This window comes from Wolbachia endosymbiont (group A) of Bombylius major (assembly GCF_947251895.1).
Taxonomy (GTDB): domain Bacteria; phylum Pseudomonadota; class Alphaproteobacteria; order Rickettsiales; family Anaplasmataceae; genus Wolbachia; species Wolbachia pipientis.
The window spans coordinates 917,713-931,684 of the sequence record NZ_OX366395.1; the positions used below are offsets into that span (position 1 = coordinate 917,713).

General features: G+C 34.0%; 8 protein-coding genes. 3 read left to right on the forward strand and 5 right to left on the reverse strand.

Annotated features, from left to right (window positions below):
- The first annotated feature begins 158 nt into the window (after nt 1–158).
- A complete protein-coding gene (locus OPR49_RS04355; protein WP_265026762.1) occupies nt 159–9,275 on the forward strand; it encodes an ankyrin repeat domain-containing protein in 9,117 nt (3,038 codons plus the stop codon).
- A gap of 345 nt (nt 9,276–9,620) precedes the next feature.
- On the opposite strand, the gene OPR49_RS04360 is transcribed toward OPR49_RS04355, so the two are convergent.
- Nucleotides 9,621–10,502 carry an Rpn family recombination-promoting nuclease/putative transposase gene (locus OPR49_RS04360; RefSeq protein WP_265026763.1) on the reverse strand — a complete coding sequence of 294 codons (882 nt, stop codon included), beginning with the start codon at nt 10,500–10,502 and terminating at the stop codon, nt 9,621–9,623.
- A gap of 113 nt (nt 10,503–10,615) precedes the next feature.
- On the opposite strand from OPR49_RS04360, the gene OPR49_RS04365 reads away from it, so the two are divergent.
- Together OPR49_RS04365 and OPR49_RS04370 are read left to right on the forward strand one after the other, a co-directional pair.
- Nucleotides 10,616–11,095 carry a helix-turn-helix domain-containing protein gene (locus tag OPR49_RS04365; protein WP_265026764.1) on the forward strand — a complete coding sequence of 160 codons (480 nt, stop codon included), beginning with the start codon at nt 10,616–10,618 and terminating at the stop codon, nt 11,093–11,095.
- 15 nt (nt 11,096–11,110) lie between these two features.
- The gene (locus OPR49_RS04370; RefSeq protein ID WP_265026765.1) at nt 11,111–11,530 is read left to right on the forward strand and encodes a helix-turn-helix domain-containing protein; all 420 of its coding nucleotides are present in this window, start codon (nt 11,111–11,113) and stop codon (nt 11,528–11,530) included.
- A 129-nt stretch (nt 11,531–11,659) separates the two neighbouring features.
- Here the strand turns inward: OPR49_RS04370 and OPR49_RS04375 are convergent, their stop codons facing one another.
- Genes OPR49_RS04375 through OPR49_RS04390 form a run of 4 tightly spaced genes read right to left on the reverse strand, consistent with a single transcriptional unit; the run spans nt 11,660 to nt 13,958 of the window.
- Nucleotides 11,660–12,262: a hypothetical protein gene (locus OPR49_RS04375; protein ID WP_265026766.1), complete on the reverse strand. Its 603-nt coding sequence runs from the start codon at nt 12,260–12,262 to the stop codon at nt 11,660–11,662.
- A gap of 11 nt (nt 12,263–12,273) precedes the next feature.
- Entirely contained in the window at nt 12,274–13,185 is a 912-nt protein-coding gene (locus OPR49_RS04380; RefSeq protein ID WP_265026767.1) for a patatin-like phospholipase family protein, read from the reverse strand.
- Between the two features lie 15 nt (nt 13,186–13,200).
- The gene (locus OPR49_RS04385) at nt 13,201–13,422 is read right to left on the reverse strand and encodes a hypothetical protein (RefSeq protein WP_265026768.1); all 222 of its coding nucleotides are present in this window, start codon (nt 13,420–13,422) and stop codon (nt 13,201–13,203) included.
- Between the two features lie 2 nt (nt 13,423–13,424).
- On the reverse strand, nt 13,425–13,958 hold the full coding sequence (locus OPR49_RS04390; RefSeq protein WP_265026769.1) for an ankyrin repeat domain-containing protein: 534 nt from the start codon (nt 13,956–13,958) through the stop codon (nt 13,425–13,427).
- Between the last annotated feature and the right edge of the window lie 14 nt (nt 13,959–13,972).

Here is a 13,972-nt window from a genome sequence, read left to right on the forward strand (position 1 = left end):
GGTGGTTTCTTGTTACTACTCTAGCTTCTGTCAAAAAGATGTTGCATTGTAATACAAATGTTATATATATAAGTTAGCATGTAGGTAAAAACAGCTTATATTGTTGATATCTCTGATAATAAATAGTGGGCTCAGTATAATGTAATGAAGAGGGTTTTATGTTTAAGATACAATATCCAACAGATCATCTAAAAAAAGAAGGCGTTAGTTCAAAAATTACTGAGCTATCAGATGAAATTCAATATGTAGAGCAAGTTAAGAAATTTCCTCAATTTAAACGTTATCGTAGATCTGATGATGATACTGAAGATGAAGTAGAGCTAATCTATAAAAATCCATCATTTGATACTATTTCTCAAGATTCTGAAGATAATAGAAGTCGATTTATAAAAGTCGATGTTCCAGGGGAAAATAGTTGCTTATTTTGGTCTGTTACTATGGCTTACTTAATACCTGTCAGAAACGATGATGCTCTATTTCGACAAAGGTATGCAGCTTTGTTTGGAAATGGAGAAGCTATAACCCAAAATTTAGATTATGTGAGAGGTTTAGTTCGGAATTTAGGTGCTGCCAATTATGATGATACATTTGCAAATTTAGTAAGAAATGTATTTCGCAACCGAGTAGTTGATTATATACGTGATCATGAAAATGAGTTCAGAGATTTTGTTGAAGGCAATTTTGAGAATTACTTAGAGAACATGAGGAACCCTAATACTTGGGGAGGCGAACCTGAAATAAGAGCAATGAGTGGAATACTTAGCGCAACAATCAGTGTTTCTGGTGAGGTTGAAACTCAATATGGTGATGGAAATATTCAAATACAGTTATTTCATGTTGGTGCTCCAGGCGACCGAAACCATTATAATTTTGGTCTTGAGAGAGGTGCTGTTGATAATGATGTAGACCTTGCGAAAGGTTTAAAAAAAGTCATGGGCAAAGGAAGGCCACAAGATTTTGAATTAATACAGTTATTAATAGAGGAAGCAGGTAAAAAAGTTGGTATAAGCTGGCAAGGTGAGGATTTTAAATCTTTTGAAACGAGATTTCAATCATTTGTGGATCAGATTCCATCTTATTTACACTCTGTAGAAAAAACAGGATTTTTTACACACTTCTTCCTAGGGAGCTTTTCTACTTTGCTAGATACAAAAATTGCAGAAAATTTAAATATTAAAAAGATTTATTTTAGTTTTGATACTTCAAAAACTTTAAAAGTAGCTATTGTTAAAAATGGTCAAATTGGAAATGCTGAAGATGCTATTAATAATATAGATTTATTTTCCATTTCAGAAGGTAAGCGTGGCCATCAGTTTACCGTTAATGAGTTGGAGAACATATTAAGAAAGAATATAGATAGGGGTAAGATTAGAGATCGGGATGTTGAGAATGAGATCCTAAATATTAAGAATGAAATTCAAGATAGAATAAAATCTAGATTAGTACAGATCTATAAAGGAAAGGGTGATATTTTTGTTAATATGGAAGCTAAAGAGATACTTGATTCTGCTACTAGCAAGGAATTTCATGAAATAGAAAAAGGAATATGGAATAATCCGGAAGGTGATATAGCGAAGCTATCTGATTCTGATGCGCAAACAGTTAGCAGGTCTTTAAAAAAAGTTCTTGAAAAAATTAATAACGTTCATTCTGAGTATGTAGGATCAGTAGTCTATGATAATAGTGCACGTGAAGCAGCACATCATGGATTTATGGTAGGCGTTTTCATGAATTTCCACTACAGGTATAATCTTAGAGTCTACCCAGAGCAATTTGCAGGAAGGGGTTATGCAGATATTATCTTGCTGGCTCGTGGTCCTGATCGTGCACTGGATTCTATTCCGATTATTATTGAGTTAAAAGCAGGGACAGGTCCTTATGCTACTCCAGATAGGGCTTTGCAACAAGGAGAAAAGTATGCACAAGGTTTCCAACCAAATGTTCAGCGAGTTCTAACTACTGCAGATGACATTTTATGTGTTGGTGTCAATCTTGATAGTTCATCTCCTATCTCTGATATTAAAGTATCGAATCGTGGAGAAGAAATAATTCCTCTTTTTCAAGATATGCTAAAATCTGCTGATGATTGGGATACGCAAAGGATTGGAACAATAGAATTAAAAGGACAGGTGAAAGATAATCTAGAACGTATTTATCATACGTTTCCTGGTACACCAGAGAAGGGGGATAATCATTATTTTAGCAGGTTTTTACTAGGACAATCACTATTGCTAAATAGAGTTGAAGATTTAAAAACTGGTTTTAAAAAATACATTTTTATCTATGGAGATAATATACCTACCGAAGTGCATCCTAATCTTCGTAGACTTGGACGTCCAGCAGCTGAAAGAGCCAGGGAAAGACTATCAACTAACCTTGATGCAAGCCATGCAGTTGTAACAATGGTACTTATTCCAGAAAGTACAGAGAAGTTGGTTTATGTGATAAATATTGTTGAAGCTAACAGAAAAGATGTTCTGAACAGTCTAGATAAAGTGCTCCCTCTTAATAGATTAGATAGAGAAATAAGGAATAGGGAAATAGTTGAATTAAGTCTTAATTTTGATACTAGATACAAGTCAGATTTTAAAAGATATCTTACTATTTGGGCTGAAAAATACAATTCTTTACAAGAGTACAACAACGGAGCTGAGAGATTTCAAGGTGCTTTCAAAGAAGTTCCTTATCCTAATGAATTAAAAGAAACATTTGATCAAGCATTGGATACTCAGTCTTTATCAACAAACGAATATAATAAATTGTTAGAAAAAATTGGAGAAGGGATCTTTCCTTTTAAGAGTCTCGTTAATAAAGAAGCTCATTTCCAGGGAATATTGAATGGAGTATTTAGTTATTATAGCGACCTAAAATTACAAGAATCACCAGAAACTAGAGCATTAGTTTTAACTGAGTTTCAAACTGGTAGAGGGGAACGCACTGATATGCTAGTTCATGGTATTAAGTTTGTAGCTCAAGGTGGAAATGCTGAGGAGTACACTCCAATAGGATTAGAACTTAAGACATCAAGGCAGGGCAAAGGAGCTCAAGCTTTATTGAGGGAAGCAAATGATCAAATAAATGAAGAGTATAAAGAGGGCGTTACCTATAAAACACTCACAGATGGTGATGAGGTGAAATTTATCGGTGTTGTTTTCGATAAAGGATCTAATAATCCAAATAAACTTATTTTAACAAGTAGGACAGCTAAGGAAGGATTTATTCCTGTTGGTGTAGTTCATAGTTCAGTTCATATGTTACCTACTGTAGGGCAGTGTTCTAAAGGAGAAAAAAGAGAACCTTCATCACCAGAGTATCCACCAAGTAAAAAACCAAGAAGAGAAAGAAGTGTAAATATGGCCTGCAAGGATTCGTTTGATGAAGAAGAGATTACAGAAGAGGAAAAAGAACAACGTATCAAAGAGTTGTTTAATGCTGACAAGGTAGCAGAAAGAGTAAAGAATATTGAGTTTTATGATCAGCTTTTCAAGGTTTCTGAGCGAATATCTAGAGGTGAAACTATAGACCAAAATGTTGAAGAAGCATTTATCGCAAAAGTTAAAAATATAGATCTAAGTTCAATAGATCCAGAGATTAGGGATATTGTGAAGGAGATGAAGGACAACATAGAAAATAAAGAAGAAATGAAAAATATCCTGAGAAGGTCTGGAGTAGCAGAAAAAATAGGGAAAGTAGCAGAAGGTGCAGGTCTTGCCTTTACGGTATTTTTAGTTGGTAAACATATAGCAAATGGAGATGTAGAAGGGCTAGGTTATGATGCATTAAATCTTTGGGTAATGCCAAAGATTGGTGAAAAAATCTCTGGAAAAATGTTAGAGTTAGGAACAAAGCTTGATTCTCAGATGCTAAAGGGATTTGCTCCAGTTATGGGACGTGCTATAGGTAATTTTGCGGCATTTTTAGGGTTAGCGGAGTCAATAAAAGCAAGGCAAAGTGCGACAGATCCTGCAGATATAAAGATTGCTGACCTAAACATCGCAACTAATTCTATCTTTATCGCCGCAGATGTCCCTGCGGTTGTTACTGAAACAATGTCAGTAGCAGGCTTAGAAACTGGAGTAGTAGGAGAATTTGCTGGTCCAGTTGGTGCTGCTGTCTCAGTTGCTGTTATTGTCATATCACAGTTTGTAGAAGCAGGGCTTGAGGTAGAAAAATTAGAAGAACAAATGAACCTTACAGATCAGGAAAAACATGATCTTTATTGGGATTTCTTTCTTGGTAAAAAAGTACCAGATTATATAGAACATGATATGGAAGCAGAAGAAATATATAAACAGTATATATCAAAGATCTTAGATCAATTTAAGAATAACTATGATACAATAGCTATTTCACTGCCTTCTATACTGGTTACAAAAGAAGAATATGCTACTAGCGCTCGTTCTCGAGATAAAAGACAATGGGAAGGATACGGTCTAGCATTTGGTCAAGCTTTGCATGGTGTATCGAATGAGTGCCGTGCTAAAACAAGGATAGTTGATGATACATTTGATTTTGAATCAAGAACAAATATTACACACCCATTTTATACTAGTAGCATTGCTCACAATTCTAGAATAATTCCTAGTGCTGTTGGAAACTATAATGTTGTTTGTGGACCACATGACGACAATATTGCAGTACAAATTGTAAGCAAAGAAACCTTGGCGAGTCTACCAAGTGGCGCATCATGCAGTAGTGCATCGAAGTACAATAATATGAAATTAAGTAGAACAGTAGAAAGGTGGTTTCTACAAGAACATATGACCGATTGCTATAATGCAGTTTCATATAACAGAAATAATCCTTCTGGGTCTGTAAAGATGTTATTTTATATGTCTAATAACAATGCTTTTATAAATGTGACTTCTAATTATACCGTTGATGTGATTTTCAATGGTAAAAATATATTACTTAATAGTTATGGAATCAATAATCAAGGGTCTAGTGTACAGAATAGGTATTATTTTACAAATCAGTTAAGTAATTGTGATATTCATAAACAAGGAACAAATTTCTTCTACATAGCAAAGGATAATTTTGTATGTAATTTAGGAATAGAAGGACAAAAGAACATAGTTGTAACGCAAGGTAATTTTACAGATTCAGAGAATATACATTCTATTATTGGCAGTGATAAAGCTAATCATATAGAAGTTTCTCATGCAGGTTACGTTGATGGTAAGGGTGGCAATGATGTAATAACAGCAAAAAACTTTACTGCAATAAAGGGTTATTTTGGTGATTCTATTTATGGGAAAGGCTTAGTATTATTGCCGATAAATTTTAGTGATATAGGTAGTATGACTCATGCTAATAATATAACAAATATCTACAATAAAAGTGGAGCTTTTATAAGTGTAGATAAACAAACATCAGTAAAAACAGCAGATGGTTTGTTTGTAACTCCAACAAAAGTAGACATTAATACTGATAAAGTAACAAATGTGCACATAACAAAATTAGATAATAAGTTGGATAATCTGCAAAAAATGGACAATTCAAACTTTAATATTACAAAGCAATTATTAAACACTAATTATCATGGTGTTGTAGGTAGTTCTAGTAATCATATTTTTTACCCTGATGAGGATCACCATAATTTTTACTGGAAAGCTCCAAGTAATATAAGCCATCTTTATCTTTTCGATAACAGAAACGCTAATATTATGATTGCTCAAGCAAATGGTATATTAGATTTTAGTCTACTAAATAGTACGTTAAATGATATGCCATTTATAGAAGATAATAAAGGAGAAATAAAGATTAACAAAAATGGCCTAAATATAACCCTGCTATCAAATTATAAAGATGTTACAGTTACATTTAATGGGGAAGAATATTACAAACTTCAGAATGGAGAATTAGAGCGAGATTATTGCTCTCATAGCTTAAAAGTAGATGGAAGATTTAGTGTTAATGGTACTAACCTTTTAAATCATCATAATTGTTTCACATTTGACTCAGAAAAAGTTCTTTTTTTGAAGCTAAATAATGATTTGCTATTGTTATCAGATAGAGGAGCATTATCAATATCGGATTACTATTCTTCTGTTCATAAAAACTGGGATTTATCCATAGAGTTGAGCGACAAAATTATGGAACCAGAAGAATTTGGAGAAAGAGCTGATGAATTTAGTTCTTTCAGATATTATAAGCCAGATGAGCAAGGGTTACAGATTTATCATAATCAACCTGTTAACAAGAATGATATTGGTTTAGTTGATTTGAAAGATAAGTCTATATTAGATTTCAATATGAGAGTTATAAATGATACCTTATTGCTATCACATAAAAATAACACTCTTGTAAAAGTAGAGAACTGGAATACTTATCAACCGGCAAGAGAAATGATGTTTGCTTTTAATGATGCAATAGTTTCTAACTCAAAGTGTATAGCTTCTATTTGTAACTCAGAAGATGTTATAGTGGAATTTAATAAGGAAAAAGCAATTCTATCGACAGAGCAACTGTTTGATGCTGTGAGACGAAATAATCTTAGTGAAGTTGAGAATCTTCTCAGTATGGGTGCAGATGTTAATATTAGAGATAAACGTAGTTGGGCGCCTTTGCACTGTGCTGCTGACAATGATAATAAGCTTGATATATCTAGGGCAATTTTAAATCGAAATGCTGATATTGAGGCTAGAACTAACATTGGGGAAACACCTTTACATATAGCAAATGCTTATGGTCAATTGAAAATAATTGAGCTTCTTGTAGATAAAGGGGCTAGCCTTGAAGCTAAAACTAATGATGGTTTAACGCCTTTGCATGTGGCTATTCAGCATAATAATACTACACCTAAAATAATTGAGTTTCTTCTTAATAAAGGTGTTAATATTGAAGCTAAAACGAAAAATGACTGGACACCTTTACATCATGCAATTTTCAAAGACAGGCTTGATATAGTTAGAGTACTTTCAAGTCGAGGGGCTAATATTGAAGCTAAAACTAGCGATGGAAAAACACCTTTAGACTTGGCTATTCAAGGGAATTATACAGATATAGTAGGATTTTTAAAACAAACAGAATTAGACAAAAAATTATTGACTGCTACAGAAAATGGAGATCTCTCTGAAGTCAAAAAATTTGTTGGTCAGGGTGCTAATGTTAATGTTATAGATGTGGGCATTTTTGGTAGGAAACCTATACACATTGCTGCTGAAAAAAATTACAAAGATATTATAGAGTTCCTTCTCGGTAAGGGGGTAAGCGTTGATGATACCAGTAACTATGGTTGGGCACCGCTACATTATACAGCGTCGAAAGGCTGTTTAGAAGTTGCAAAGTTTCTCGTTGACAAAGGGGCTAATATTAATCCTCAAAACGTTTATGGCAGAGAGCCTATACACATTGCTGCTGAGCACGATAATAAAAATATTATAGAATTTCTTCTTAATAAAGGAGTAAGTGTTAATGAGGTTGACAAAGACGGCTGGATGCCTCTGCACTGGGCTTCTTGGAATGGCCATCTTAATATAATAGAATACCTCGTGGGTAAGGGAGCCAATATCAATACTAAAGATAGGAATGGTAAAACACCGCTAAATCTTGCTAGAGATAAAGGACATAATAATGTTGTAGAATACTTACAACAAACACAATTAGATCTAGATAGGCAGTTGTTAACTGCAGTACAAGGTGGTAATCTTAATGAAGTTAAGGATTTTGTAGTTCGAGGTGCTAGCTTAGATACTCAAGATAGTAATAATGGTTGGACACCTATAATCTATGCCGCTCGGGGAAGTAAATGGGATGCGGTCAAGTTCCTTATAGCTCAGGGTGCCAAGTTTAATAATGAGATCACATATCAAGGAACACCCTTGCACTTTGCGGCTCAAGAAGGTAATTCAAATATGGTTCAATTTCTTCTTGATAAAGGTGCTAATATTGAGGCTCAAGATGCATACAATAGGAAACCTTTGCATATTGCTGTTGACGCAAACAGGTTGAATGTAGTAAATCTACTTCTTGACAGGGGTGCTAATTTAAAGGCTACAGACATGTACGGCAAGACATCTTTAGACCTAGCTATTCAAAAGGGTTACGAAGATATAGTAGAAGTTTTGAAACAAAAACAATTAAATCTAGATAAAGAATTATTAATTGCTGCAGAAAAAGGAGATCTTGAAAAAGTGAGAGAAAGTATCAGACGAGGTGCTAATGTTAATATTCAAGATAGGCAGGGTTGGACTCCTTTATTTTGGGCCATTCAAAAGAATAATTTTAATATAATTGAACTTCTTTTAGATAACAGTGCTAATATTAAGGTCAAAGATAATGAAGGTTGGACACCTCTTCATTGGGCTGTATCATTGGGTTCATTAGACATCGTTGAGCATCTTGTTGAGAGAGGTGCTGATGTTAATGCCTCAACTGCTGACGGTAGAACACCGCTAGATATTGCTAGAGATAAAGGATATAATAATATTGTAAATTATTTAGAGGAAGAGCTCAATAAAGAGAGAGAAAAACCTGTACAACGCAGACGCCGTCATCACCATGGGGATCATGCTCATCATCATATGTCAAGAAAACCACTTGCTATGGATTTAAGTAATCAACCTGAGGTAGCAGCAAGTAGTGGCACAAGACCATCTTCATGGATAAATGATTTGTTTGGTTGGGTAAAGAGCTCTATAGGTGGGTTATTAGGTTCTAGAGCTGCTTTACCTGAGAAAACATTCACTCAAAGTTCAATCTCACAAATTAGTGCACCAATCGATGTAAATGGTACAATAATGTTCATTGACGTGCTCGTTAGAAAGGTTACAGGTCAAAAGTATATTTCTACAGTAGGTCAGTCTATATCTCCACTAGAAGCACAGGGCTATGCACTCAATATTACAAAGGGATTTGAGAAAGTAGTAGAGCAAGCTGGATTAAAAAGTGGTTTATCAATGCATCGATTAAATATTGATTATATGGGAATGCAGAAAGAGATTACTAGAAAAGTCATGAGTGGTAAATTTAATGAAATTTCAGGGATTTTAAAATCGTATGTAGAGAAAGCATGTCCTGGTGAAGAAGCTGGTAAATTAAGTCCGAAGAAATTTGAAAAGTTTATAGCTCAATTTAATAAGGGTCTGCTAAATCAATCAATAGAGCAGATATTACACAACAGAGATGGTAGATTAGAAGTTGATGATGCAAAGCAAATGAGTTTAGAGCCTCAAAGTTATTTAAGTAATGCTTCAGTTCACAGCCATTCAAAAGTATCAACTTGTCTTTCTGAGATAGGAGTAGCCAAGCTTAGAGGTAATCTCAATAGGTAAGTTATAATATAAGTGGTGGAGGTATAATATGCCAAGTAGTGGAAAATTTAAAGTGAAGGTAGCAAAATTAGCCAAAATAATTAGGGATACCAGACCAAGTTTGATAGTCTTAATACTAAAATGGATGAAGTAGACATTAAATGCTAAGTGGTTAATGTGTTTTCCATATTGAACTTACAGCACGTAGCTTTGATATAGAAGTTTGGGTAACGTTATGATAGTAATTTATATAATTCTATGTGCAATCTTTATAGCCATTTTAGACAGTTCACTAGATTCTTAATTAGGGGATATGTCTAACTTAGAGAAGGTTTTCATAAATGTTGAAGTGAATAAGTAGGAATATTATGTTTTTTCCTTGAGTTGTAAAATTTCAGAATGAGAGAGACCGGTAATTTGAGCTATAACATCTATAGAGACACCGGCCTTGAGTGAGTTTTTTGCTACTTCAATTTTTTCTTCTAGTCTACCTTCTAGTCTACCTTTTTGAGTGGCATCATCGAGTTTTTGAGCAAGGACAGCCTGTTCATCACGAATACGCTTGATCTCTTGTTCATAGGCAATAAATTCTTTTTCTGACCAGTTGAATCTATTTAGCTCTTCATAGGCCCTTTTAATTATTAGATCACTACCTATTATTCTCTCTAGCTCTTCTTCACTAGTTTCATCTGCATATCTAAAGAAGTAGACCCATTTTTCAACTATACTTGAAAGCTGATCTTCTTTGGTTTTTATAAATTTAGGCAACTCAATAAATATAAAGTAAAAATCTTTTAGATCATGTTCATTAGTGTCTTCATCGCGAATAGTGTGCTTTGATTTATACTCAGACTTATCAGGAAATAAAATACAATCTGCTATAGCAATAAAAATAATTTCCTTAAGGTCATGATATTGATCACCTTTATCAGCTTGTCTTGAGTAAGCTTTAGCAGCATAGTATTGTGCACGTTTTTCAAAGCCTTTAGTTTTAGCGACCTGCATTTCGACTATGACTTGCAGCCCATTTTCATCTCTACAAAGAACATCAACAATGCTTTGTTTTTTAGAAGCAATATCAGGGTCTTGAATAGTACTTAAGAACTCTATATCCTTTATTGTACTTTTGCCAGTGAAGCCAAGGATATCATTAAGGAAGTGAATAAGAATGTCCTTATTTTTTTCAGTGCCAAAGATGCGCTTGAACGATATATCATTTTTTGGATCGAGAAACTTCGAAAGAGCCATAGGAAATCGACTTAAAAAGCATTAAAAATTATACACAATTGTGAAAAAATATTCAACTAAAATGCGAACATTTTGTATATCTTTATTTGGTAGTATTAACCTATACCATATTTATGGCAAATATTTCAATAAGGTACCAAATAGCGCAAAAAGTAAGGAGCTGGAGGTTAAAACAAAAATATACTCTGAAAGACTTAGTAGACAAAACAAGCATAAACTACCACACGCTGCTAAGATATGAGCAAGGAACATGTGGTATTCCAGTTGAAAAGTTAAAAATCATAGCAGAGTCGTTATCAATCCCTATTAGAAATCTTTTTCCAAGACGAAAAGTACTAAAAGAAAACAGTTGTTTTGATGAAGCTAGGAGCCAGGAAATGTATAATTTCATAGAAAAAACAGGAGGACGCAAAGCAATTTACGCATTAACCAAATCTATCCGAGCTGAGGAAGAAAGTAATGTAAAAGCAGCAAGAATAAGAATTGCAAAGAATCTAGTTAAGGCGGGGTTTGATACTGATATAATCTCCCGAGCAACAGGCTTATCAGCTGATGAATATGAAAATAAAGAAGAAAAAAGTTCTAAGCATTGAAGCAAAAGACAAGAGATGAAAAAGTGGAGAATAATACAAGGGTATACGCAAGAGGAATTAGCGAAGGAGCTTGGTATAGGAGGTCCACAGATACATTACTATGAACAAGGGAGCACCATGTTCGGTGAGAGGTTATGGGAAATAGCAAGAAAATTATCAGTGAATGCTGAAGATCTGGTAACGGAAGAAGAATGCTATGAAGATAAGGATGGTGAAGGAGAAAAAGAGCTATTAAGTTGGGCGAGAGAGTTAAAAAAAATTAACACTCAAGAATCACAAGATGAACTAGGCATATGGATAGAGTTTTTATTCCAAAGGAGACAAATTTATGAGGAAAAAATTAATAAAATTGAGGGAATTAAAGTCGCAAATAATTTAATTAGAATGGGTGTTTCTATTGATGTCATTTCCCAAATAACAGGGCCTGACTGCTAAGGAATTTGCGTAATTTGATAGCAAAAATTTCATAACCTGCATATTTTTTTGCAAAATATTCGTGTTGCTAGTGCATTTTATTGAAAGGATAATATTTAAATAGAAATAGAAAGTTATTTAATAAATATATTAGTGGAGATCTTTGGAAACTTGTTTAGATTCTTCTTTTGCTTGCTCAACTGAAACATTTTCCAACTTTTCTGGCTCAGCTACCGTTTTGGATTTTGCTTTGCGTTGTGTGATAGCTTTCTTTAGTGTCTTGACTGCGATAAAATTGATACTGAAAACACATGCAGAAGTTATTGCAAGTGCTGGAAAAGGGGTCAAATTGAACATTGGTAAAATTGCTACAATCGTTCCAGCTGTGAGTAAAAATGCTAACTTCTTGCTTCCAATGATCTTGTTTTTCTTAGCTTTTATCGGATTTAGGCTTTTTAGCTTACCTTTTAGCTTTTTGAGACCATTTTTGAACATTTTTCCCCTTTTTGAATCCTTCTCTACGTGTTTAGTTTTGAATACTTTTATTTTCCACTTGTTATCTTTTTCGATATTTTCTGCTTTAGAGGTTAATTCAACTTTTTTCTGCCATAGCGTAGGTTTCATCACAATTTCAGGGCTTAGCGGTTTCGGCTTATCGTTAGCTTCTTGAACTTTTTTATGTTTTTTCGGCAAAGCTATATTCTTTAAGCCCTTTTTCGCTTTTTTATATAAGTTCTTTATCTTGCTTGGCATTTTTACGTGAATTAAGATACGATATCGCAGAATTTATCTATTAATTCCTGGTTGTCCTCTATCATTGTATTTGCCTCTTGCTGCAGATATTTAATATTTTTGAATGTAATATTATCCATCTCAGCTGATGCTACTTTCAGTTGTGATTGTATTCTTATATATTTGTCGCCTATTACTTGATCGAGCTGATAGTTTACTGCATCTAAACTTGAAGCAAACATCACATGTAGTAGTGGTTTTATCCACCCTATTCTTCCAAATCTCCTTGAATTAGCATACTTTATACTTCTATTTGTTCTTCCAGTACCTATTGATACCAGTACAATATCATCATTTGGAAACAACCTCTTGCCACTTGCATATGCACAAGCAGCTGGATTATTGGCAAATACCCCGCCATCCACTAATACTCTGTCTATCTGGTTGATTTTTAGATGTTTTGGTATGAAATACGTTGGTGCAGCTGTTGTAGCTCTGAGCGCGTCTTTTAGTTTAATAAAGTTTCTGTCTTCTCTCCAGCTTTTAAAGAAAAATGGGCAATTATTGTGAATGTCATAACTGGTAAGCAGTAGATTACTTGAAACATCAGCAATAGTACTTTTGCCGAAGTATTTATCGAGAATGAATTCTATGTTTTTATATGAGTATTGAGCACCATTTAGCCAAGAAGCGATTGACCTTCTCCAGAATGATGATTCAAAGATATATGGTCCATACTTTTCGTAGAGTTCAACTAAATCGTTAGCTGAGTATTTTTGTGTACATAAACCTGCTGCAACAATCCCACCGGTTGAGGTTCCTGCCATAAGATCAAAGATTTCAGCAATCGGTTTCTTTGCTCTCTTTTCTATTTCTGCTAATATTATGGCCGGTATGATGCCTCTTATGCCTCCGCCGTCAACGGATAAGATATACTTTGTCATTGTGAAACTTAGTTATTATTTTTGTTTGTGAATGGCTTCAAGTTCATTGACTTCTTGAGTGAGGTTTTTCACTCTCTCTTCAAGTCGATAGACTATTTCTATTAGTCCTTGGTTTTTTTCTATAAATTTATCATGGATGTGCACCCGTAAATCGAGCTTGGCCAACCACCAGATTACTGCTACGGTTTGGATTAACATGGTAATAATTACCGTAATTGGGATTTTTTGATTTTGCATGTTTATATTGCCGATAATAGCTTATTTTCGGATTTATTCTGATCCTCTGCTTCTGCAAGTAGCTTAATGATTTCCCTGTAAGGTTTATCTTTATTGTGCCGTGATCTTAGTACAGCTACATCTCTTGGATTTTTTCCATCTGTGTCTCTAATGTTAGGGTTTGCGCCTTTTTCTAACAAAAGTTTAATTATCTCTAGGTTACCTTTGTATGAAGCTGCATGTAATGCTGTCCATTTTTCATATTTTGCTGTGTTTATATCAGCTCCTTTCTCTATTAGAAATTTAACAACCTCCAAACATCCTGCACCGGATGCATAATGTAATGCTGTTAATTCGGGAATCTGTGTATTAATATCTAATAGATTATTTGCTGAAAATTTTACAACTTCTAAGTTACAATTTTGAGAAGCAACGCGTAATATTGTTTTATAATTATCTGTAGCTTTTGCTTTCATATAGCAATAGGTAATAACAACACATATTATCATTGTTATACACCACCAAAAATGTAGCTTATTTCTTGAGTCTCTATTCATATTCAATACTTTTT

Bases quoted from the DNA above. Each gene is read 5' to 3' on its own strand.
- OPR49_RS04355 (WP_265026762.1), top strand. From the start codon at position 159: ATGTTTAAGATACAATATCCAACAGATCATCTAAAAAAAGAAGGCGTT.
- OPR49_RS04360 (WP_265026763.1), bottom strand. From the start codon at position 10,502: ATGGCTCTTTCGAAGTTTCTCGATCCAAAAAATGATATATCGTTCAAG.
- OPR49_RS04365 (WP_265026764.1), top strand. From the start codon at position 10,616: ATGGCAAATATTTCAATAAGGTACCAAATAGCGCAAAAAGTAAGGAGC.
- OPR49_RS04370 (WP_265026765.1), top strand. From the start codon at position 11,111: ATGAAAAAGTGGAGAATAATACAAGGGTATACGCAAGAGGAATTAGCG.
- OPR49_RS04375 (WP_265026766.1), bottom strand. From the start codon at position 12,262: ATGCCAAGCAAGATAAAGAACTTATATAAAAAAGCGAAAAAGGGCTTA.
- OPR49_RS04380 (WP_265026767.1), bottom strand. From the start codon at position 13,185: ATGACAAAGTATATCTTATCCGTTGACGGCGGAGGCATAAGAGGCATC.
- OPR49_RS04385 (WP_265026768.1), bottom strand. From the start codon at position 13,422: ATGCAAAATCAAAAAATCCCAATTACGGTAATTATTACCATGTTAATC.
- OPR49_RS04390 (WP_265026769.1), bottom strand. From the start codon at position 13,958: ATGAATAGAGACTCAAGAAATAAGCTACATTTTTGGTGGTGTATAACA.